Below are 22,220 nucleotides of genomic sequence, written 5' to 3' on the forward strand. Positions count from 1 at the left end.
GCTTGCTTTATTTTAGCATACTTTTGAAGAAAAGGGAGGGGAGAAGGTTGTCTGTCTTTCTGTTCGTTTTTATGTGTATCGGCATCGTTTTTACAGTTGGTTCTATTCATTATGCAAGACAGCTTGGATATGCAGGGTCTTATCCGCCAAAACATGTCTTAAAGCAAAAAGCACTTGTGTGTGCGGCTGGTGCAGGGATTTCGCTCCTCATTTTGCTGCTGACCCTTTTTCTTTTATAAAAGCATGAAAAAAACCTCTTCATCTATCATGAAGAGGTTCCAGCGTGTAGACAAACCCTCGCATTCTTTGTCAGTCCTGCGTGCTGGTGCTCACGAATATCAAATTCGCTCCGCGCCAGTACTCGTCCTTCCTAGACTTCAAAGGTTTTCTATCACGCTGAAAAGAAGACAAAGGGCTAAAATCAAGATCATTTTAGCCCTTTGTCAACAATCTGAAACCTCTTCATCTATCATGAAGAGGTTCGGTTATTCGTTAAGCAACTTCTATCATTCTTGCACGTCTTAAAATGGACTGAGCAATTGGGAAGACAAATACCATAGCAATGGTATTAATCACGGCTGCTGGCAGGACCACGCCCACAAGAAGTGCCGGTAATGCAGCTGGCAGTCCAGTGATCAGTAAAGCGGCAGATAGGAAAATCACACCGGATACGATGGTTCCAATCGCAGTTAACACAGCGGTCAGCACCACTTTGTTCTTTATCTTCAAGCAAGATAAGAAAAGGGCTAGGAAGATAAAGGCTGTCACTGGTTTATCAATCATATTCGGAATTTGTCCGCCTGGGAATCCCGTTGTTAATGCAGAAATCACGCCAGTCACTAGCGCAATCACGACAACATGCTGAACCTTTGGGAAAAGGATGATGCTTAAAAACATCATGACCAGCATCATATCAGGTTTCATTCCGAAAAAGATGGGCGGGAAAATCGTATGCAAAACAGCTCCCATTGCTGCAAGCAATGACATAATCACTAATTCTTTTGTTTTCATTTCTATGCTCTCCTCTGCTAAGCTCTTATAGGACTCTCCAATAATATGGCTCATCATTTATTGCAAGAGTCATGACTTTATATTTCTCGTTATTATAACAAATTTATTTCCCTATAGAAAAGCCTTTTTACTCATTTTCTTGCTGGAACTTTTTCATAAAGTCCGCAAGCTTTTGGCAGTCTTCTATTGAGACCGCATTGTAAATAGATGCTCTGCATCCGCCGACAGAACGGTGGCCGGCAAGTCCAACCATTTGCTCTTGCTTTGCTTTTTCCACAAAGGAAGAAGTAAGTGCATCATCACGAAGAGTAAAGGTGACGTTCATATGAGAACGGCTGTCAGCACGCGCATGTCCTTGATAAAAACCGCCGCTTTGATCAATGGTATCATAGAGAATGCCTGCTTTTTGTTCATTGCGTTTTTCCGCTGCTTCTACACCGCCAGCATGTTTGACATGCTCAAGGACAAGTGACAGCATATAAATCGCAAAAGTCGGTGGTGTATGATAAAGAGAATTGGCTTTTGCATGTGTTGAATATTTTAATATTTTTGGCGTGCTGCTTTTCTCTTTCTCTAATAAACGTTTGCGCGCAATCACAATCGTGATACCTGAAGGCCCTAGGTTTTTTTGTGCCCCGGCATAGATGAGATCAAATGAAGAAACGTCTATTTTTTTGCTGAGAATATCACTGGACATATCCGCAATGAGCGGGAGTGACGTGTTTGGGAACGTTTTCCACTGAGTGCCGAAGATCGTATTGTTCGATGTGATATGTAAGTAAGCGCCATCTGTTAAACCGGATGCATCTACTTCTGGAATATACGAGTAGTTGTCATCTTCACTTGAAGCAAGCACAGATGTCTGCCCAAACCCTTTTGCTTCTGACAATGCTTTTTCTGACCAAGCGCCTGTTTGAATGAAATGAGCTGTTTCGCCTTCATGTAAGAAGTTCATTGGAATCATCGCAAATTGAAGACTAGCTCCGCCTTGTAAAAAGAGGACTTCATAATCTTCTGGAATGTCCATCAGTTCCACTAAAAGCGCTTTTGCTTTATTGTGGACTGCTTCATATTCACCGCTGCGATGAGAAAGCTCCATCACAGACATCCCAGTTTGTTTAAAATCAACAAGTTCTTCCTGTGCTTTTTGAAGCACTTCTAGCGGCAATGCCGCCGGACCAGCATTAAAATTCGTCGTTCGCTTCATCACAATCTCTCCCTATTTCTCGCGTTAATGGATCAAAAGATAAAACCATCCTATCACAAATTTGAAGCATTTGGACAAAAAAATTGAATCGTTCAAAATATCTTACTATTAAAAGGCGGAAGCGATGAAAAGGGGTGAAAATAAGAAAAACCTCATCTGTTAAGATGAGGTAAGCCGCGTGTGGATGGCAGAAGAAATGTCTTTTAAATCCTCTGACGTGTATTGATCTTGATGTGATTTCCATACGGCACCAAAGCCATCACCTTTTCCGTAGCGCGGAATGATGTGCATATGGTAATGGAATACCGATTGTCCGGCTTTTTCACCGTTGTTGTTCAGGAGGTTTAACCCGATAGGTTCAAATTCCTGTTTGATCGCCCTTGCAATTTTCGGAATCGCTTGGAAGTAGTGGTTAGACACTTCTGGTGTCATCTCATAGATGTTTTCTTTATGTATTTTCGGGATTACAAGGGTATGTCCTTTTGTTACTTGGCTGATATCAAGAAAAGCCAATACATGCTCGTCTTCATATACTTTTGCACATGGAATGTCTCCATCAATGATCTTGCAAAAAATGCAGTCGCTCACGCCATGTCACTCCTCATTATTTTTCCTTTATCGTATCACAAAAAGAAGCAAAAAAGAAAACAGGACAAGCGAACTCCTTTGGTCGCTCATCCTGCTCCTGCAGAAGAAATGCTGATACTTTCATTCGAATGCCTTTTGAATTCTCTATTTACTGAAATAAAGAATTCATATGCCTGCTATTTCTGCCGTAAACACCTCATTTGACGTTTTGGTTTGTCGTATACATATTGTATAGGACACAAAAATCAAGAATCAGTGAAGCAAAACAGAAGCTAAGGTTTTTAGATGAAAAACCAACTTGTCATGCGGTTCTTTGCCTTTAACAAACACCTCATTTACTTATTGGTCATCAAGTTCATTTCTTCTACATACATTATGATGACCAAAGCGCCTATTTTTTATTCATGACTCGTCTATAGGTAAACATTTCAAATTATCATTCGTTTTTGTTACTATAAAGGAAAAAAGAAAGAAAGGAACGAATTCATGTCCCTTCTCACTGTAAAAGATGTAACGGGTGGATATACGAAGAATCCCGTTCTAAAAAATATTTCATTTGAATTAGAAAGAAATCAAATCGTCGGTCTCATTGGCTTAAACGGGGCGGGGAAAAGTACAACCATCCGCCATATTATCGGGCTCATGAAACCGCATAAAGGTGTCATTGAATTGAATGGACGAACTCTTCAAGACGACCAAGAGGCGTATCGTTCACAATTTACATTTATTCCTGAAACACCTGTTTTATATGAAGAATTAACGCTAAAAGAGCATTTAGAGCTGACAGCGATGGCTTACGGTCTATCAAAGGAACAATTAGACGAACGCCTGCCATCATTGCTGAAAGAATTTCGAATGGAGAAACGGCTGAAATGGTTCCCTGCTCATTTTTCAAAAGGAATGAAGCAGAAGGTCATGATTATGTGTGCATTCCTTGTGGAACCAGAGCTGTATATCATCGATGAACCGTTTTTAGGGCTTGATCCTCTTGCGATCAATGCACTGCTTGAACGGATGAATGCTGCGAAGAAAAATGGCGCTAGTGTCCTGATGTCAACGCATATTTTGGCGACAGCTGAACGCTATTGTGATTCCTTTATTATTTTGCACGAAGGGGAAATCAGAGCGAAAGGAACGCTGGCAGAGCTGAGAGAACAGTTCAATATGAGAGATGCGACACTCGATGATCTTTATTTGGAATTAACAAAGGAAGAAAGCTATGAGTAAAACAACACAAACCATTTGGAAATCAAGACTAGAGGAACACGTACAAGAAACAAGAAAATACTTAAAATACATGTTCAACGATCATCTTGTCATTGTGCTCATTTTTTTCCTTGCTGGCGGAGCAAGCTGGTACAGCAGCTGGCTTAAACATATTCCGGCTCACTTCCCATCTTACTGGGTGATGGCAGTTGTTTTCTCATTGGTACTTACAAGCTCATACGTACGTACGTTGATTAAAGAAGCCGATCTCGTGTTTTTGCTTCCTTTGGAAGGGAAGATGGAGCCTTACCTAAAACAAGCGTTTAATTTTAGCTTCATTTCTCAGCTGTTTCCTCTCATTGCTGTATCCATTGTCGCACTTCCGCTTTATTCGGCGGTGTCTTCAGGAGGCATCACGGGATATGTGCTGATACTGGCGCAAATGATCTTAATAAAGGGCCTGAATACAGCCATTCAATGGAGAATCACATATTTTCAAGGAAAACACGTGAGATGGCTCGATGCAGCTCTTCGTTTTCTATTAAATGTGATGTTGATCTACACCGTCTTACAGGCAGCCTATGCGATTGCAATCGTTTTTTATCTTATCTATGGTGTATATCTCGTCTACTTAACAAATGCAGTGAAAAAACAGCCCTTTCAATGGGAAATGCATATTTCTGATGAATTAAAACGGAAGCAGCGCTTTTATCGTTTGGCAAACTTATTTACAGATGTGCCTCACTTAAAGAAACAGGTGAAAAGAAGAGCATACATGGATTGGCTTATGAAGTTTGTTCCTTACGATCAGCGTAAAACTTTTTCTTATATGTATGTGAGGGCGTTTGTACGCTCAAATGATTATTTTGGTCTGGTGTTTAGATTAACGGCCGTGTTTGTCCTGATTATTTTGTATACAGGTGCAGCAGGCTGGGTGGGTGCGTTACTAGTCTTGTTCACAGTATTTATCACAGGTGTACAGCTTGTGCCGTTAACGAAGCACTTTGCTCATCTTTCATTACAGGCACTTTATCCAGTTTCTCAAAAAGAAAAGGATCGAAGCTTTTTTGTTCTCGTCCGTAATGTGCTGATCATCCAATCAATCTTGCTGAGCTGTGCGGTACTTCCAGCGGGAGGCTGGCAGGGAAGCGGACTGGCCTTTCTCATTTCTTTAGCATTTGTGCTTGTCCTCTTTAAGCCTTACGTACAAAGCAGGTTAAAAAAGATGAGATAAGTGGAGATTACAGCGAGCGTATGATGACATCAAGGAGGGGACCGGATGAATGCAGCTGAACGGGAGTTGTATGAAGAAGCCATTCTTTTTCAAACACGTTTTTTAAGAAAACCTTCAAAGATCGAACGGTTTTCAAAAGGAGTTCAGCAGCATGTGAACCGCCGAATTCCTGCCAGGTTTCATCAAGTCATCACAAGTGCAGTCAAAACAATGGTTGAATCCACCGTATCAGGATCACACTTTACTTCATTTTCAGTGATTGATGAACAATTATCTATTGTAGAACGAAATGAACTGGCAAAGGATAAAGTGAAGTATTACCAAAAGGCGGCTGCTATCGAAGGGGTTGGAACAGGTGCAGGCGGTTTATTCCTCGGAATGGCAGACTTTCCGCTGCTGTTAAGCATAAAGATGAAATGCCTTTATGAGCTGGCGTGTATTTATGGCTTTGATTTATCTCAAAAGGAGGAAAGACTCTTTTTGCTCTGTATATTTCAGCTCGCCTTTTCCAGCAGTCCCCATCGTCAAAAAATGATGAAGATCATAGATGATTGGGAAACGAGCCGCGAGGAAATGGATTGGTACAGCTTTCAGCAGGAGTATCGAGATTACATTGATCTTGTAAAGCTGTTTCAATTAATGCCGGTCGTCGGAGCCGCTGTTGGCGGGGTGGCGAATCATCAGCTGACAGGACAGCTCGGAGAGGTCGCACGCCATGTGTTTCACTTGCGAATATTGAAAGAAATGATATAGAAAAGCCGCTGATGACAGCGGCTTTTTTTATTCATTGTAGGAAAGAACGGCGTTCGCGAGTACCTTTGCTGCAATAGGCATTGCTTTTTCGTTGATATCAAACTTTGGATGATGATGTGGATACACGTCCTGGCTGTTTTCCGGCATGGCGCCTGTGTAGAAGAAGGTACCAGGGACATGCTGAAGGTAGTAAGCAAAGTCTTCTCCGCCCATTTGGGTTTCCGCTTCTTTTACTTCTGTGACACCTTCTGTCTGGTTTGCGATGCCAGCAATATATTCCGTCGGCTTTGGATGGTTTTTGACAGCAGGGTATCCTCTGACGTACTCATATGTGTAGGCAGCATCATGCATCTGGCATACCCCTTTTACCACCTGTTCAATTTCTCGTTCGATAATATGCCGTGCACTTTCTTCAAAGGATCGTGCAGTACCAGTTAAAACAGCTGAATCTGCAATAACGTTAAAGGCATTCTCTGCTACAAAACCTCCAACAGAAACAACAGCAGAATCAATCGGATTGACTTTACGTGCAACGACTTGCTGCAGGTTTGCGACGATTTGTGAACCGATGAGTACGGCATCTTTTGTTAAATGAGGCTGAGCGCCGTGTCCGCCTTTCCCTTGGACTTGAATGGAGAAACGATCGGCCGCTGCCATAAAGTTCCCGCTTTTATAAAGAATCGTGCCACAAGGCTCTGAAGACCAAAGGTGCGTACCGAATATCACATCGACACCGTCTAAACAGCCGTCTTCAATCATTGGTTTTGCACCGCCGGGAGCATATTCCTCCGCATGCTGATGAATGAGGACGATCTTTCCTTTTAATTGATTACGATGCGTATGCAAGACTTTTGCTAATACAAGAAGTGTCGCAGTATGCCCATCGTGACCGCACGCATGCATCACACCAGGCTTTGTTGATTTGTAAGGTACATCTTTTTCATCGTGGATGGGAAGTGCATCAAAATCAGCTCTGAGGGCAATGGTTGGTCCCGGAGAAGCTCCTTCAATAAAAGCGAGTACGCCATGACCGCCCACCTTGGTGCGCGTAGGTATTTGTAATGTATCATAGTAGCTGGCGATGAAAGCGGCTGTTTCTTCTTCCTGAAAAGAAAGTTCAGGATTCATATGGAGATGGCGTCTAATTTCAACCATTTCCTCATAATGTTCATCAAGACGTTCATTGATGCTTTTTTGTAAAGTGGATATTGTCATTGAATCGAAAACCTCCTTCATGCTCTTTTACTGATTGTATGGTAATTGTTAGAATCTTTCAACAGAAGAGGATTTCGTGGTCAGTAGCAAAAGGTCATTTTACATAAAAGTCGAAGTTGATATGAAGCAGGGAAAGGGAGGAGTAGCGTTGGGAAGCTGTCCAAATTGTTCAAAAACATTTTCTTTCGTCGAAAAATTTCATTTATCACATACGAAAATGATGATGTGTCCAAGCTGCCGGCATCAAATTAAAGAAACATTTCTCTCAAAAATGAGTTTTTTCATGATCTGCTTGATTCCACTATTGGTGCTGTTGATTCAATTGAAAGGTGCTTCACCTATGTTGAAGTGGCCGGTCTTATTAGGTTGGATATTGCTGAATTTCTATGTGCTTCAGCCGATCATTCATCGGTACGAGCTGAAATCAAGCTCATAAAATGAAGAGCCCATCGACTGGGCTTTTTTTGATGAAAAAAAGAAGTGCTGAGAGCAGCACTTCCTTAATTGTCTGTGACGGCATGATAGGATGTGAGGTAAGCTGGACGAGAGAAAATGGAGCCTGTATCCTCGTGTGGCTGAAAGAATGCTTCTGATTCTTGAAAGTCTTGAAATAAGTCCTCTGATTCCCAAAGTGTCAAAATCAAATAAACTTCTTCATCTTTTTGCGGTCTTAAAACGCGAATAGCCTGGAAGCCGCGCTGATGTTCTGAGATGTTCGTCTTTTTCTGAAAGGTGGATTCAAACAGTGCTCTGCTTTCAAGCTTAACAGGGATATGATTCAAGGTGACGAAACCAGATTGGACAAGCGCGCCTTTCGCATAAATCACATCATAGGCATGAGGGGCTTTAAATACAGTCTCACCCTCCGTTTCATGAAAAAGAGCTGCTTGTTCTTTTCCGACCATATAAAGCAGATTTTCCAGATGGTGTTTCTTTGCGATTTTATGCAAAAAATCTGCTGTTCCATATGTAATATAGAAATTCATCTAAACCGCCTCCTGCTTGATAGTATAACAAAAGAATGATATATAATTCTTTGGCAGTCAATCCATAAAACATATTATGAAGCAATACATCCCATACTATCCGTATAAAGGAATGAGGTGACCTAATTTGAAGAAAAAGAAGATAATCATTCCATTAGTCATTGCAGGAAGTACAATCGTACTCTCATTTATTGGCTATCTGACGATTTTATTTTTAGGACATTATGTCATAGATGAAAAGAAGCTTGTTTTTCACGCTTCCTCCAAAATCATTGATCAGAATGGAAAAGAACTCACAAGCATGTATTCAGAAAATCGGGATCCTGTGTCATTAAAAGAGGTGCCTGATAAAGTAGCAAAAGCTTTTGTGGCTGTTGAGGACAAGCGTTTTTATGAGCATCACGGCATTGATGCACAGTCTATTTCAAGGGCGGTTTATCGAGATATATTAGCAGGAGGGAAGGTAGAGGGCGGCAGTACAATCACCCAGCAGCTCGCAAAAAATATTTTTCTCACAAATGACAAAACCTTTCTTCGAAAAACAAAAGAAGTCATTATTGCCATTAACTTAGAAAGAGATTATTCAAAGGATAAGCTGCTTGAGATGTATTTGAATCAGCTATACTTTGGCCATGGTGTTTATGGTATTCAGGCAGCAGCCAATTATTACTTTAGTAAGGATGTCAAAGATTTAACGGTCAGCGAAGGTGCCACACTCGCTGCGATGCCAAAGGCACCATCTTCTTATTCGCCTGTTTTACACCCTGATAAAAATAAACAAAGGCGGGACACCATCCTGAATTTAATGAACGAACAAGGATATTTGTCTTCAACAGAAACAGTAGAAGCAAAAGGGAGAACACTAGGCATTCATTTGAAAAAGAAATCAGAAACGCCTTGGGTGGACAGCTATGTTGATCTCATCATTAAAGAAGCAGAGTCAGAGTATGCCATTTCACATGAACAATTGCTTCAAGGCGGCTATACCATTACAGTTCCGATTGATATGAATCTGCAAAAAACCGCATATGATGCGATGAAGAACAACCGTTATTTCCCGGGAAAAAGCGGTTCTCCGGAAGGCAGCGCCGTATTCATTGATAACGAGTCTGGTGGAGTGAAAGCAGCCATCGGTGGACGAGAATATCAGGCGAGAGGCTACAACAGGGTGACAGCTGTTAGGCAGCCTGGATCTGTTTTTAAGCCGATCGCGGTCTACGGTCCGGCAATGCAGGAGAAAAAATTCAGACCTTATTCATTGCTTGAAGACAAAGAAAAAAGCTATGACGGCTATTCACCAAAAAATTACGATGGGCAGTATGAAGGAAGGGTCACAATGGTGGATGCCCTCATGAAAAGTAAAAATACCGCTGCTGTGTGGACGTTAAGCCAGCTGGGCATTGACACGTCGAAATCATATCTTGAGAAAATGGGGATAGATATCTCGGATAAAGGACTAGCCATGGCGCTTGGCGGTTTAGAAAAAGGAGTTTCTCCATTACAGATCGCTGGAGCCTTCCATACATTTGCAAATGAAGGCGTATATAAAAAGCCTTTCTTCATTCAGAAAATCACCAATGATGAAGGAGAAACTGTAGAAAAGAATCGTGGTAAGCAAGAACGAGTGTTTAGCGTGCAGAATGCTTGGAATATGACAAGAATGCTTCAGCAAGTCGTCAAAGGCGGGACAGCCCAGAGCGGTTCATACGCTGGAGATTTAGCAGGTAAGACAGGTACGACCACATATTCAGGTGTGAAAGGTGCAACAAAGGATGCTTGGTTTGCCGGCTATACGCCTAGTACAACGGGTGCGATTTGGATGGGGTATGACAAAACCGATAACAGTCACTATTTAACCGGCGGCAGTCAATTCCCGGTGCAGCTGTTTAAAGATATTTTAACAGCAGCTCAAATCACCAATGAAACGTTTGAAAAACCAGAGGGGATAAAAGAGCTCGAGTCGCCTATCCATTTAGAGGGACTATCAGGATTTGAAGCCCGCTATGCGTTTAAAATCAAAGGATTGTTTACATTAGAGCTGTCTTGGGACAATCAAGAGGATAAACGCGTTGAATACCGCATTTATGAAAAGAGAAATGGAAGCGAGACGCTGATCGACACAGTGACAGGCGTGGGCAGCTATACAATGCCGTATGCCAATGTATTTTCAAATGCAGAGTATAAGGTTGTTCCATATAATACCCAAACGCAAGAAGAAGGCGAAGGCAGTCCATATGTCAAGCCAGAGGCTTTTGGACGTTAATATTCGGCGATTTTTTGAACATTGAGCCGCTTTAGTATACCGTGCCTTGAAAAAACGGTATAGTAAAAGCAGGTTTGAGCCTTGTACAAAAAGAGAGTATAAGGCGAAAGGTGGAATGAAAGGTAATGGGAAAAACGAAGGTTTTTAATGACACGTTCTTAAAGGCGTGTAAAGGGGAAAAAACAGACCATGTACCAGTTTGGTATATGAGACAGGCAGGACGCTCACAGCCTGAATATCGTGCCCTTAAAGAAAAATACGGGCTATTTGAAATTACGCATCAGCCAGAGCTATGTGCTTATGTAACGAGACTTCCTGTAGAACAATATGGTGTAGATGCCGCTATTTTATATAAAGATATTATGACCCCGCTTCCGGCTATTGGAGTGGACGTAGAAATTAAAAATGGAATTGGACCTGTGATTGATGCACCGATTCGATCTAAAGCAGATATCGAACGTCTTGGGGAACTTCATCCTGAAGAAGACCTGCCATATGTGCTTGATACCATTCAGCTTTTAACGAAGGAGCAGCTGAATGTTCCGCTTATCGGTTTTGCTGGCGCACCATTTACGATGGCAAGCTATATGATTGAAGGCGGCCCATCTAAAAATTATCATAAAACAAAGGCACTGATGTACAGTGATCCTGAGGCGTGGATGCTGCTTATGAACAAGTTAGCTGATATGACGATTACGTACATACGCGCGCAGGTAAAAGCCGGGGTCAGTGCATTTCAAATTTTCGACTCATGGGTTGGTGCTTTAAATGCAGCAGATTACCGGACATTCATTAAGCCTGTCATGCAGCGAATTTTCACAGAGCTGAAGTCTGAAAACGTCCCAATGATCATGTATGGAGTTGGAGCAAGCCATTTAGCGAAAGACTGGCATGACCTGCCGCTTGATGTGGTTGGACTGGATTGGCGTATGAGTGTAGACGAAGCAAGAAAAGAAGGGCTCACAAAAACGTTACAGGGGAACCTTGATCCAACCATTTTACTTGCTCCTTGGGAAGTCATTGAAGAGAGAGCAAAAGATATTTTAGATCAAGGAATGAAATCAGATCACTTTATCTTTAACTTAGGTCATGGGGTATTTCCAGATGTTTCACCAGATACGTTAAAGAAGCTGACAGATTTTATTCACGATTATTCAGCGAAACATAAAAAATCATCCATCTAAACTATTTCAAATGATCTGAAGGAGTGTTGGTTGTGGAGAAAAAGAAAATGGGACTTCTTGTCATGGCATATGGCACCCCATATAAAGAAGAAGATATTGAGCGTTATTATACACATATCCGCAGAGGCAGAAAGCCGGAGCCAGAGATGCTGCAAGATTTGAAGGATCGCTACAAGGCAATCGGCGGTATTTCTCCTTTATCAAAAATTACCGAACAGCAGGCAAATGGTTTGTGTGATCATTTGAACGACATCCAAGACGACATTGAATTTCATGTCTACATTGGCTTAAAGCATATTGAGCCGTTCATTGAGGATGCAGTTGCAGAGATGCACAAGGACGGCATCACAGAAGCAGTGAGTATTGTTCTTGCGCCGCATTTTTCAACCTTTAGCGTGAAATCGTATAACAAGCGTGCACAAGATGAGGCAGACAAGCTTGGCAATCTGAAGATTACGTCTGTGGAAAGCTGGTACGATGAGCCGAAGTTTGTGGACTATTGGGTGAAACAAGTGAAGGATACGTATGCATCGATGAGTGAAGAGGAAAGAGAATCAGCCGTACTCATTGTGTCTGCACACAGCCTTCCTGAAAAGATTATTGCAGCAGGAGATCCATATCCTGATCAGCTCGCACAATCTGCCAAAATGATTGCAGAAGGTGCAGGAATTGAACATTATGAAATTGGCTGGCAAAGTGAAGGCAACACGCCTGATCCATGGCTTGGACCAGACGTTCAAGACTTAACACGGGACCTATTCGAACAAAAAGGCTATAAAACGTTCGTATATGTGCCTGTTGGATTTGTCGCTGACCATCTTGAAGTGTTATACGACAACGATTATGAATGTAAAGTCGTGACAGATGAAATCGGTGCAGCCTACTATCGTCCAGAAATGCCAAATGCGAAACCAGCATTTATTGATGCTCTCGCAACTGTCGTATTAAAGAAGCTTGACGAAAGCAAGTAATTATATAAAAGAAGGCGATCCTATGCATGACAATCAAAAACACCTTGTCATCATTGGCGGTGGCATCACTGGTTTAGCCGCCGCCTTCTATTTGGAAAAGGAAGTCGAAGAAAAAGGTCTTCCCATTCAAATATCTCTTATTGAAGCGAGCCCTAGGCTAGGTGGAAAAATACAAACATTATATAAAGACGGCTACATCATTGAACGTGGACCTGATTCATTTTTAGAAAGAAAGGTCAGTGGACCGCAGCTGGCGAAGGATGTGGGTCTCGCAGATCAGCTCGTCAATAATGAAACAGGGCAGGCATATGTACTAGTCAATGAAACTCTTCACCCGATGCCAAAAGGCGCTGTCATGGGTATTCCAACTCAAATCAGCCCATTCATCACAACCGGTCTTTTTTCAGTTGCAGGAAAAGCGAGAGCCGCAATGGATTTCGTCTTGCCAAAAAGCAAGCAAACAGAAGATCAGTCGCTCGGTGAATTTTTTAGAAGACGTGTCGGTGATGAAGTAGTTGAGAATTTAATCGAACCTCTTCTATCAGGCATTTATGCAGGTGACATTGACCGTCTCAGCTTAATGTCTACCTTCCCGCAGTTTTATCAAACAGAACAAAAGCATCGCAGTTTGATTCTTGGGATGAAAAAATCACAGCAGCATGCGAAAGCGCAGCAAGTGACAGCGAAAAGACAAGGGCAGTTCCAAACGATCAATCAAGGACTGCAAGCGCTTGTTGAAGCAGTAGAAAGCAAGCTCAAGCTGACAACGATTTATAAAGGGACAAAAGTGCAGCAGATTGAAAAAACAGATGGGGGCTACGGTGTGCAGTTAGACAGCGGTCAAACGCTTTTTGCTGATTCAGCCATTGTGACAACTCCGCATCAATCGATCTATTCCATGATTCCAAAAGAAGCAGGGCTTGAGTACTTGCATGATATGACATCAACTTCTGTTGCAACGGTGGCACTCGGTTTTAAAGAAGAGGATGTTCATAATGAATATGACGGTACTGGTTTTGTCATCTCAAGAAACAGTGATTTCTCTATTACAGCCTGTACGTGGACGAACAAAAAATGGCCGCATACAGCTCCTAAAGGAAAAACGCTATTGCGTGCCTATGTAGGGAAAGCTGGCGACGAATCAATTGTCGAGCAGTCAGACCATCAAATCGTCAGCATCGTGCTGGAGGATTTGAAAAAAATCATGGATATTAAAGCAGATCCAGAACTGACGACAGTGACTCGCTGGAAGACGAGCATGCCGCAATATCACGTCGGTCATCAAAAAGCTATTTCGAACATGCGAGAAACGTTTAAGCAATCATATCCTGGTGTTTATATCACAGGTGCTGCTTTTGAAGGTGTCGGAATCCCTGATTGTATTGATCAAGGAAAAGCTGCTATTTCAGAAGCTTTATCTTACCTATTTTCATAAAAAACAACTCCCTTTTCTGTCATGGAAAGGGAGTTTTTCATGTTCGAATCAATCGAAAAGAGTTGGGAATCATAAATGTGAACAAAGTTGTTGCATCCGGGGAAAAGGGTGTGGTATATTACTTTCTGTACTTAATGACCAAAACGTTCAAATAGTCATTTTGGGAGTGAGATCATGAGTGTTGATAGGAGACAAATGATTTTAGACGGGGCTACGAAGGCATTTACTCAATTCGGGTATAAAGCCACCACAATGGACCTTGTGGCGAAGCTTGCCAACGTCGGAAAAGGAACCATTTATACCTTTTTCAAAAACAAAGAAGAGCTGTTCGATGAAATTTTCACATCCCTTTTAATGGAGATGAGGAAAATTGCGGATGAAGCAATGGATGAGGAAAAAAGTTTCTCTGAAAACCTTCACTTAGCACTCTTTGCAATATTGGAATTTCGAAAAAACCACCAGCTCACAATCAAAATCTTTCAGGAAAGTGCGGAGCTTGGCACGTCAGCGGTCAAGGAAATGATTGAGAAGATGGAGCAAATGATCATTCGCTATATCAAAACGAAAGTAAAAGAAGCGATTGATAAAGGCGACATTAAGCCATGTGATCCTGAATTGACTGCATTTGTGATGGTGAAACTATATATTGCACTTATTTTTGATTGGGAAAAGCGATACGAGCCTTTAACAAAAGAAGAGGTGGCCGAGTCGCTGGAACTTTATGTACTCAAAGGACTTTTAGCAGCACCATAATTTTTTTTTAGTTCAAATGACCAAATTCTAAATTTAGTCATTCATCTATGGGAGGAAAACAGCAATGAATTTAATTCGGAATCAATGGAAAGACATTGTGACGAGCAAAAAACTACTGATCCCGATTTTAGCTGTCTTATTTATTCCGCTGATTTACAGCGGTGTATTTTTAAAAGCGTACTGGGATCCATATGGTACAGTCGATCAGTTGCCTGTAGCGGTTGTCAACTTGGATGAAGGCAGTCATTATGACGGGAAGACACTGCATGTCGGCGATGATTTAGTGAAGGAATTAAAGAAAAACGATAATTTCAAATGGAACTTTGTCGATAGTGAAGAAAAGGCAGTGAAGGGATTAAATAATGAGGATTATTATCTCGTCGTGGAAATACCAAAGGATTTCTCGAAAAATGCAAGTACAGTCCTTGATAAGCATCCAAAAAAATCGAATCTGAAATATTATACGAATCCAGGCGCCAACTATGCGGCGTCACAAATTGCGAATAATGCCATTATCAAATTAAAAGATTCGGTTTCAAAGGAAGTCACAAAAAATTATGCAGAGGTCATTTTTGATAACTTCAAAACGATTGCAAAAGGCTTAGATCAAGCAAGCGATGGTGCGAAGAAAATTGATGACGGAACAAAAAATGCAAAAGATGGCAGTAACAAGTTAAAGGACAATTTAGCAAAATTGGCTGAAGGAACGTTAACCTATAGCGAAGGTGTTCATCAGTTTGCTGGTAAAATGGGTGAACTGAACACAGGGATACAATCTCTTGACAGCGGACTTGGCCAGCTCTTAACAGGCTATCAAACCATCGATCAGAAATTTGGAGAGCTTGGTACAGGAATTGATACATTGACTGAAGGGTTAAACACAAGCCGTGAAGGTCATCAGCAGCTCGCTTCTAAAATGCCACAATTCACAGCGGGTATTGAGCAGCTAAACAACAAAGCACAATCTTTTTCAGAAAAAATTGAAGCAGTAGAAAAAGTCTTGTCGTCACCAGAATTAGCGAACCTTGAAAAGATGGCGCCTAAACTCGATCAGGTGAAAAAAGACGCAAAAACGTTTCGTACAAAACTTGCTTCATTAAAAGAAGCGCTATCGAATCGAGATGCTAAAGTAAAAAGCATCATCCAAAACAGCTCAATGACAGATGAAGAGAAAAAGGCGGCAATGGATCAGCTTGACAGTCTGCCTAAAATCGAACTGCCAGATCTGTCTGGACTTGAACAAAGCTTAGCGGCCTTGCAGGAACTGCCTGATGCAAGTGAGGTTCAATCTGCGGTTGCTTCTGCAAAAGCTCAGCTGCAGCAAGTCAAACAGCTGCCAAAGAAAACGGAACAGCTGTACACATCTACAGTCGCGATACAAAATGCGATTGATCAAATGACATCTGGTACGAATAAATTGTATCAAGGTGCACTTAAGCTCCAAGCAGGTCAAGGCCAATTACAAGATGGTCTGCAAACAGCAAATGGAAAGCTGGATACAGCGAAAAGCGGTGCAGATAAGCTTGCGAATGGTTCAAGCCAGCTGAGTGCAGCGTTAAATAAGCTGGAAAGTGGTTCAACGAATATCCAAAGCAACACATCTAAGCTTGCTGAAGGCTCAAAATCACTCGATAAAGGATTGGGAGATTTAAAGAGCGGTACAGGTAAGCTGTCCGATAAATTAAAAAGTGCCGCTGATGAAACAGGAGAAATTGATGCGGGTCAAGACAATTACAATATGATTGCGAGTCCCGTGAAAACAGAAAATGATACAGCGAAAAAGATCGATAATTATGGTACAGGGCTCACACCTTATATTTTATCGATGGGACTCTTTGTAGGGGCTCTCATGCTCACCGTTGTATTCCCAATGAAAGACCCTGCTGGACGCCCTAGAAACGCGTTTGAATGGTTTTTCAGCAAATATAGCGTACTCCTCTTTGTCGGTATCCTGCAAGCAGTCATTGCAAGCTCCATGCTCATCTTTGGGCTTGGTCTTGAGGTGGAAAGCCTCTGGCGCTTCTATCTCTTTGCGATTATCGTCAGTCTGACATTCTTAGCGATCATTCAGCTGCTGGCGACAACTATGGGGAACCCAGGACGCTTCATTGCCGTTATTATCTTGGTTCTTCAGCTCGCAGCAAGTGCTGGTACATTCCCGCTTGAACTTGTGCCGAAATTCTTCCAAGTCATTCATAGTCTGCTTCCAATGACGTATACAATCAACGGATTTAGAACGATCATTGCAAGCGGTGATGACAGCTATTTATGGCACCAAGCAGCGATCCTTGGAACAGTTGCGATCATCATGATGGCGGCAACAACAGCATACTTTGCTTGGAACGTAAGAAAAATGAAACAGGACGAAGCTTAATTCATGAATCCTTTCTCTTTATAGAGGAAGGATTTTTCATTTGAAATTAGACATCTCGAACCTGAAGCGATATATTTTAAGAAGAGATGCTGAAAAAGGCATACATGGAAGGAATTGCTTTCAGACAAAGGAGGAAATGCCGAATGACAACTGAAGTAAACGAAACCGTTCAGCTGATTCAAAAGCTCGTATCAATCCCAAGTCCATCAGGAAATACGGAAAAAGTGATCGGCTTTGTTGAACGTTTTTTACAAGATTTGAATATTGAGACAAAACGAAATCGAAAAGGCGGATTAATTGCCACAATCAAAGGAACAGATGACAAGGAACACCGCATGCTGACAGCGCATGTCGATACGCTCGGTGCGATGGTTAAGGAAATTAAATCAAATGGACGGCTTCGTCTTGCACTTATTGGAGGCTTTCAATATAACTCAATTGAAGGCGAATATTGTGAAATTGAAACAGCATCAGGCCATACATACACAGGGACCATTCTTATGCATCAAACATCCGTTCATGTTTATGCGGATGCTGGAAAAGCGAAACGAAACCAAGAAAATATGGAGATTCGTCTCGATGAAAAGGTGAAAAATGCAGACGATGTCAAAGCACTTGGCATTCAAGTAGGGGACTTTATTTCATTTGATCCGAGAGTGGAAGTGACGTCTTCAGGGTTTATTAAATCAAGACATCTTGATGATAAGGCAAGTGTTGCGCTGCTTTTGCGGCTCATCCACCGGATTCAAAAGGAAAACATCACATTGCCGCATACGACGCATTTTTTAATTTCCAATAATGAAGAGATTGGCTACGGCGGCAACTCGAATATTCCAGAAGAAACAGTGGAATATCTCGCTGTAGATATGGGTGCGATCGGTGACGGTCAATCGACAGATGAATACAGTGTATCGATTTGTGTAAAGGATTCGAGCGGCCCTTATCACTATGGATTTCGCAAGCATTTAGCTGCATTAGCAGAAGAGAACAACATTGATTACCGCCTTGATATCTACCCTTATTATGGCTCTGATGCATCAGCAGCCATTAGAGCAGGGCATGATATCATTCATGGACTGATTGGTCCTGGTATAGATTCCTCGCATGCTTTTGAAAGAACACATGAAGATTCACTTGTCCATACAGCGGATCTCCTTTACTACTATGTTCAATCACCATTAATCACAGCATAAAAAAAGAACCCCTGATAGATGGGGTTCTTTTTGGTTAGCTTGAAAGCTGTGTTGGCTCAGGTGCCTCTTGTCCAGTCATCACACGATGTCCTTTTTCAGGGTCATACTGCCCTTCCCATTTAGACATGACAACAGCTGCAAGTGCATTTCCTGTTAAGTTGACAACAGTCCGTGCCATATCCATGATACGGTCCACACCTGCAATAAATGCAAGACCTTCAGCAGGTACACCGATCGTTCCTAATGTCGCGAGTAATACAACAAATGAAGTACCAGGAACGGCAGCCATTCCTTTAGATGTTACCATCAGCACAAGAACTAGTGTAAGCTGCTGGACGATCGTGAGGTCAATGCCATATACCTGTGCAAGGAAAAGCGCAGCAATGGCTTGATACAAGACGGAGCCGTCCAGATTAAACGTATAACCGATTGGGATAACGAACGAAACAATTCCTTTTGGACATCCGATGCGCTCCATTTTATCCATGACTCTTGGTAAAACTGTTTCAGAGCTGGATGTACTAAAGGCAAGAAGCATTTCGTCTTTCATGTAAGCAAGAAATCTGAAAATATTGACGCCAATCATCTTTCCGATAATTCCGAATACAACGATAAGGAAGAGAGCGAGCGCAAAATAAACAAGACCTACAAGCTTACCTAATGAAATGAGAGATTCAAGACCAAATTTTGATACGGTCACACCAATGAGTGCAAATACACCAAATGGTGCAGCTTTCATCACAACATTGACGACATGGAACATGGCATGTGATACACCCTCGAAGAAGGCGAGCACTGGTTTACCGCGTTCGCCAATTGCTGAAACGCCAAGTGCAAATAGCACAGTGAAGAAAATAATCGCAAGCAAATCACCTTCCGCCAATGATTGGAAGAAGTTCGTTGGAACGATATGAAGGAACGTATCAGCAACTGATTTGCTGCTTTGCTCTTTTTCCGTTTCAACATACTGGCTAATATCTTGCTTTTCCGTATTTCCAAAGTCAACGCCTGCACCAGGCTGTACAAAGTTTGCAAGCACAAGACCAAGGACAATCGCAAATGTTGTGATAATTTCAAAATAAAGAATGGTTCTAAAACCTAGTTTCCCTACTTTTTTACCATCACCCGCACCTGCAACACCTAAAATTAAGCTGGATACGACAATTGGTATGACAATCATCTTTATGAGCCTTAAGAAGAAGTCTCCAATTGGTTTTAAGTATGTCTCGACACCTGGGTTACCGAAAAAGATTGCCCCAACAACAACACCGAGAATAAGACCGATTAGGATTTGAGTAGCCAATCCAAATTTTAATTTTTTCATAGATTTCCTCCCTAACATATTCATTAAAGGAATATTCCCACCATATTAAGTTTTAATATATGAATTAAAGTATAACTAAATTTAAAGAGGTTCGTCCACGATTAAATTATATTAAGAAAATACAAAATTATTAGAAAAAATAGACATTTAGAACCCCCTCCATTGTTTCGAGTCAATAAAAAGTGCCTTCAGAACTAAAAGTCATCATATGAAAATACTAAAAAACCCTTTTGTGACGAGGGTTTTACCTTTTTACCTATTTTTCAGAAAAAATAAAAAGCACCTTTGACTCCAACTGATGACGGAGGAAAAAAGTGCTTTTTTATTCAATTTATTTCCTTATTTAAGATAACTTACTTGTGAGCATTCCTCACATTCATTACCGTAACACTCGTGCTGTTCCATTAAATCATTTCCACATTTTGTGCATTTCTTTGAGGGCAAATTTCTAAAAAACTCTGTGATTTTTCCCAGCATTTGTCATCCTCCAATACGATTTGTTGCTATTATTGTATTATAACAGATTAATAATTGTCAATCTGTTTTGTAACAATAGGCAGGAAGAATGCTTTTTCCTTGAAAAATGGGTATATTGTAAGAAGGGGATTTTTAGAAAAGGAGGGAAAAATGACGTTGAACTTAACCGTGATTGGATGCTATGGAGGGTTTCCGGCAGCTGGTGAAGCGACATCAGGCTACCTTTTTGAATCAAATGGCTTTCGTCTTCTTGTAGACTGCGGAAGCGGTGTTCTTTCAAAGCTGCAGCAATACATTGATATAGAAGAACTAGATGCTGTTCTCCTTTCTCATTATCACCACGATCATATTGCTGATATCGGACCACTCCAATATGCAAAGCTAGTGGGATATCATTTAGGAAAAAGCAGCGGCCCGCTTCCGATCTATGGACATACTGGTGATCAAGAAGCATTTGGGCGGCTTTCTGATGATGTACATACAAAGGCAAAGCCTTACCAGCCAAAAGAAGGGATTGAACTCGGACCCTTTCAAATTGATTTTTTGAAAACGGTTCATCCGGCAGAATGCTATGCGATGAGAATTCAGGCAGAAGATGCTGTGGTCGTGTATACAGCAGACTCAAGCTATCAGGAGGCATTTATTCCATTTAGCAAAGGGGCAGATCTGCTCATTGCCGAAAGCAATTTTTACGCTGGACAAGATGGATCAGGTGCCGGACATATGAACAGTACGGAAGTAGGGAAGATTGCAAAGGAAGCAAATGTTGGGGAACTCATCATCACCCATCTGCCCCATTTTGGTCGTCATAAAGACCTAGTCAATGAAGCACAGGCGTTATATACTGGCAGTATACAGCTTGCCCATTCAGGGCTTAGATGGAACAAGGAAGGAAGATAGAGATGCTGTTTATCGATAACGAACAACATTATGATCCAATGATTAATTTGGCAATTGAAGAATATTGCTTAAAATATTTAGATCCAGAAGAAACATATTTGCTGTTTTACATCAATCAGCCGTCGATCATTATTGGAAAGAACCAAAATACAATAGAAGAAATCAACACAAAGTATGTGGAAGACAATGGAATCAAAGTCGTGCGCCGCTTATCCGGCGGTGGTGCAGTTTACCATGACAAAGGGAACTTAAACTTCAGCTTTATCACAAAAGATGATGGAGACAGCTTTCATAACTTTAAAAAGTTCACAGAGCCAGTTATCAAAGCGCTTGAAAAGCTAGGCGTTAAAGCTGAATTGAGCGGCAGAAATGACATCATGGCAGATGGACGTAAAATTTCTGGAAATGCCCAGTTCGCAACAAGAGGACGTATTTTCAGCCACGGCACACTGCTATTTGATTCAGAAATTGAACATGTCGTTTCGGCTTTAAATGTGAAAAAAGAAAAGATTGAATCAAAAGGCATCAAATCAATTAGAAGCAGGGTTGCCAATATTAGTGAACTGATGGATCAAAAAATGACAACAGAAGAGTTTAGAAAAATTCTTTTAAGCTACATTTTTGATACAAATGGGGACGTGCCTCAATATCGCCTGACTGAAAAGGATTGGGAAAAGATTCACGAGATTTCCCGAGATCGCTATCAAAAATGGGAATGGAACTATGGCCGTTCACCGAAATTTAATTTGCAGCATTCTAAGAGATTCCCTGCAGGCTCCATTGATTTGCGATTAGAAGTGAAAAAAGGGATGATCCAGGATTGCAAAATCTTTGGTGATTTCTTTGGCGTAGGAGATATTGCCGATATTGAGAAGCGGCTCATTGGCCAGCAATATGATCGTAAAACGATCAGTGACGTCTTAGAAAATATGGACATGCGTCACTATTTCGGCAACGTATCAAAAGAGGATTTTCTTGATTTGATTTATTAATCGCGGGAAAGCACTGCTAGGCATAGCAGTGCTTTTTTGATTGAAGGAAATGAAAGCGATTTACATTTGATCTTGTGGATTTTTTCGATTGTCGATTATAATAGAAAGGAGGAATGTTCGGCCATAAAATGAATGGTCATTCATTCATTGATGA

Annotated in this window: 21 protein-coding genes; 14 read left to right on the top strand and 7 right to left on the bottom strand. The window is 41.4% G+C overall.

Features of this window, described 5'->3' with window-relative positions; translation table 11 throughout:
- Positions 1–47: 47 nt before the first annotated feature.
- Complete coding sequence (locus tag NSQ34_RS04930) at positions 48–239, top strand: hypothetical protein (RefSeq protein ID WP_041117013.1); 192 nt, start codon at positions 48–50, stop codon at positions 237–239.
- Positions 240–492: 253 nt separating this feature from the next.
- Here NSQ34_RS04930 and NSQ34_RS04935 read toward each other — a convergent pair whose 3' ends face one another.
- From NSQ34_RS04935 to NSQ34_RS04945, 3 genes are all read right to left on the bottom strand, one after another.
- Positions 493–1,011, bottom strand: coding sequence for a tryptophan transporter (locus NSQ34_RS04935; protein ID WP_024425455.1), 519 nt, complete (start codon positions 1,009–1,011; stop codon positions 493–495).
- Positions 1,012–1,138: 127 nt separating this feature from the next.
- Positions 1,139–2,218, bottom strand: coding sequence for a 3-phosphoserine/phosphohydroxythreonine transaminase (gene serC, locus NSQ34_RS04940; protein ID WP_034282206.1), 1,080 nt, complete (start codon positions 2,216–2,218; stop codon positions 1,139–1,141).
- 159 nt (positions 2,219–2,377) lie between these two features.
- On the bottom strand, positions 2,378–2,806 hold the full coding sequence (locus NSQ34_RS04945; RefSeq protein WP_024425457.1) for an HIT family protein: 429 nt from the start codon (positions 2,804–2,806) through the stop codon (positions 2,378–2,380).
- Positions 2,807–3,292: 486 nt separating this feature from the next.
- Between NSQ34_RS04945 and NSQ34_RS04950 the strand changes: the two genes are divergently transcribed.
- From NSQ34_RS04950 to NSQ34_RS04960, 3 genes are read left to right on the top strand one after another with little or no spacing between them, the layout of a single operon-like run.
- Positions 3,293–4,033: an ABC transporter ATP-binding protein gene (locus NSQ34_RS04950; RefSeq protein ID WP_046310435.1), complete on the top strand. Its 741-nt coding sequence runs from the start codon at positions 3,293–3,295 to the stop codon at positions 4,031–4,033.
- Entirely contained in the window at positions 4,026–5,246 is a 1,221-nt protein-coding gene (locus NSQ34_RS04955; protein ID WP_176967540.1) for an ABC transporter permease, read from the top strand. The genes NSQ34_RS04950 and NSQ34_RS04955 overlap by 8 nt, the downstream gene beginning before the upstream one ends.
- A gap of 45 nt (positions 5,247–5,291) precedes the next feature.
- On the top strand, positions 5,292–5,999 hold the full coding sequence (locus tag NSQ34_RS04960) for an EcsC family protein (RefSeq protein WP_176967539.1): 708 nt from the start codon (positions 5,292–5,294) through the stop codon (positions 5,997–5,999).
- Between the two features lie 27 nt (positions 6,000–6,026).
- On the opposite strand, the gene NSQ34_RS04965 is transcribed toward NSQ34_RS04960, so the two are convergent.
- Positions 6,027–7,214, bottom strand: coding sequence for a M20 family metallopeptidase (locus tag NSQ34_RS04965; protein WP_176967538.1), 1,188 nt, complete (start codon positions 7,212–7,214; stop codon positions 6,027–6,029).
- Between the two features lie 283 nt (positions 7,215–7,497).
- Here NSQ34_RS04965 and NSQ34_RS04970 point away from each other — a divergent pair, with 283 nt between their 5' ends.
- Positions 7,498–7,650 (top strand): hypothetical protein, encoded by a 153-nt coding sequence (locus NSQ34_RS04970; protein ID WP_224426392.1) that lies wholly within the window; start codon positions 7,498–7,500, stop codon positions 7,648–7,650.
- Between the two features lie 64 nt (positions 7,651–7,714).
- Here NSQ34_RS04970 and NSQ34_RS04975 read toward each other — a convergent pair whose 3' ends face one another.
- Positions 7,715–8,200, bottom strand: coding sequence for an antibiotic biosynthesis monooxygenase (locus tag NSQ34_RS04975; protein ID WP_034282197.1), 486 nt, complete (start codon positions 8,198–8,200; stop codon positions 7,715–7,717).
- A 127-nt stretch (positions 8,201–8,327) separates the two neighbouring features.
- Here NSQ34_RS04975 and NSQ34_RS04980 point away from each other — a divergent pair, with 127 nt between their 5' ends.
- From NSQ34_RS04980 to NSQ34_RS05010, 7 genes are all read left to right on the top strand, one after another.
- Complete coding sequence (locus tag NSQ34_RS04980) at positions 8,328–10,463, top strand: PBP1A family penicillin-binding protein (protein ID WP_041117024.1); 2,136 nt, start codon at positions 8,328–8,330, stop codon at positions 10,461–10,463.
- A 125-nt stretch (positions 10,464–10,588) separates the two neighbouring features.
- The gene (hemE, locus tag NSQ34_RS04985; RefSeq protein ID WP_024425464.1) at positions 10,589–11,647 is read left to right on the top strand and encodes a uroporphyrinogen decarboxylase; all 1,059 of its coding nucleotides are present in this window, start codon (positions 10,589–10,591) and stop codon (positions 11,645–11,647) included.
- Positions 11,648–11,679: 32 nt separating this feature from the next.
- Entirely contained in the window at positions 11,680–12,618 is a 939-nt protein-coding gene (hemH, locus tag NSQ34_RS04990; RefSeq protein WP_024426557.1) for a ferrochelatase, read from the top strand.
- A gap of 22 nt (positions 12,619–12,640) precedes the next feature.
- Positions 12,641–14,053, top strand: a complete 1,413-nt coding sequence (hemY, locus tag NSQ34_RS04995) for a protoporphyrinogen oxidase (RefSeq protein ID WP_176967536.1) — start codon at positions 12,641–12,643, stop codon at positions 14,051–14,053.
- Between the two features lie 174 nt (positions 14,054–14,227).
- Positions 14,228–14,806, top strand: coding sequence for a TetR/AcrR family transcriptional regulator (locus tag NSQ34_RS05000; protein WP_041117030.1), 579 nt, complete (start codon positions 14,228–14,230; stop codon positions 14,804–14,806).
- Between the two features lie 64 nt (positions 14,807–14,870).
- Positions 14,871–17,180, top strand: coding sequence for a YhgE/Pip domain-containing protein (locus tag NSQ34_RS05005; protein WP_176967535.1), 2,310 nt, complete (start codon positions 14,871–14,873; stop codon positions 17,178–17,180).
- Between the two features lie 143 nt (positions 17,181–17,323).
- Positions 17,324–18,373: a M42 family metallopeptidase gene (locus NSQ34_RS05010; protein WP_034282191.1), complete on the top strand. Its 1,050-nt coding sequence runs from the start codon at positions 17,324–17,326 to the stop codon at positions 18,371–18,373.
- Positions 18,374–18,407: 34 nt separating this feature from the next.
- Here the strand turns inward: NSQ34_RS05010 and NSQ34_RS05015 are convergent, their stop codons facing one another.
- Together NSQ34_RS05015 and yhfH are read right to left on the bottom strand one after the other, a co-directional pair.
- On the bottom strand, positions 18,408–19,697 hold the full coding sequence (locus NSQ34_RS05015) for a cation:dicarboxylase symporter family transporter (protein WP_034282190.1): 1,290 nt from the start codon (positions 19,695–19,697) through the stop codon (positions 18,408–18,410).
- Positions 19,698–20,036: 339 nt separating this feature from the next.
- Positions 20,037–20,174, bottom strand: a complete 138-nt coding sequence (gene yhfH / locus NSQ34_RS05020) for a protein YhfH (RefSeq protein WP_008359029.1) — start codon at positions 20,172–20,174, stop codon at positions 20,037–20,039.
- 156 nt (positions 20,175–20,330) lie between these two features.
- Here yhfH and NSQ34_RS05025 point away from each other — a divergent pair, with 156 nt between their 5' ends.
- Both NSQ34_RS05025 and NSQ34_RS05030 read left to right on the top strand, forming a co-directional pair.
- Entirely contained in the window at positions 20,331–21,074 is a 744-nt protein-coding gene (locus NSQ34_RS05025) for an MBL fold metallo-hydrolase (RefSeq protein WP_242026086.1), read from the top strand.
- Positions 21,075–21,076: 2 nt separating this feature from the next.
- Positions 21,077–22,066 carry a lipoate--protein ligase gene (locus NSQ34_RS05030; protein ID WP_098676786.1) on the top strand — a complete coding sequence of 330 codons (990 nt, stop codon included), beginning with the start codon at positions 21,077–21,079 and terminating at the stop codon, positions 22,064–22,066.
- Positions 22,067–22,220: the final 154 nt, after the last annotated feature.

Source organism: Bacillus sp. FSL P2-0069, assembly GCF_038593315.1.
Classification (GTDB): Bacteria; Bacillota; Bacilli; order Bacillales; family Bacillaceae; genus Bacillus; species Bacillus safensis.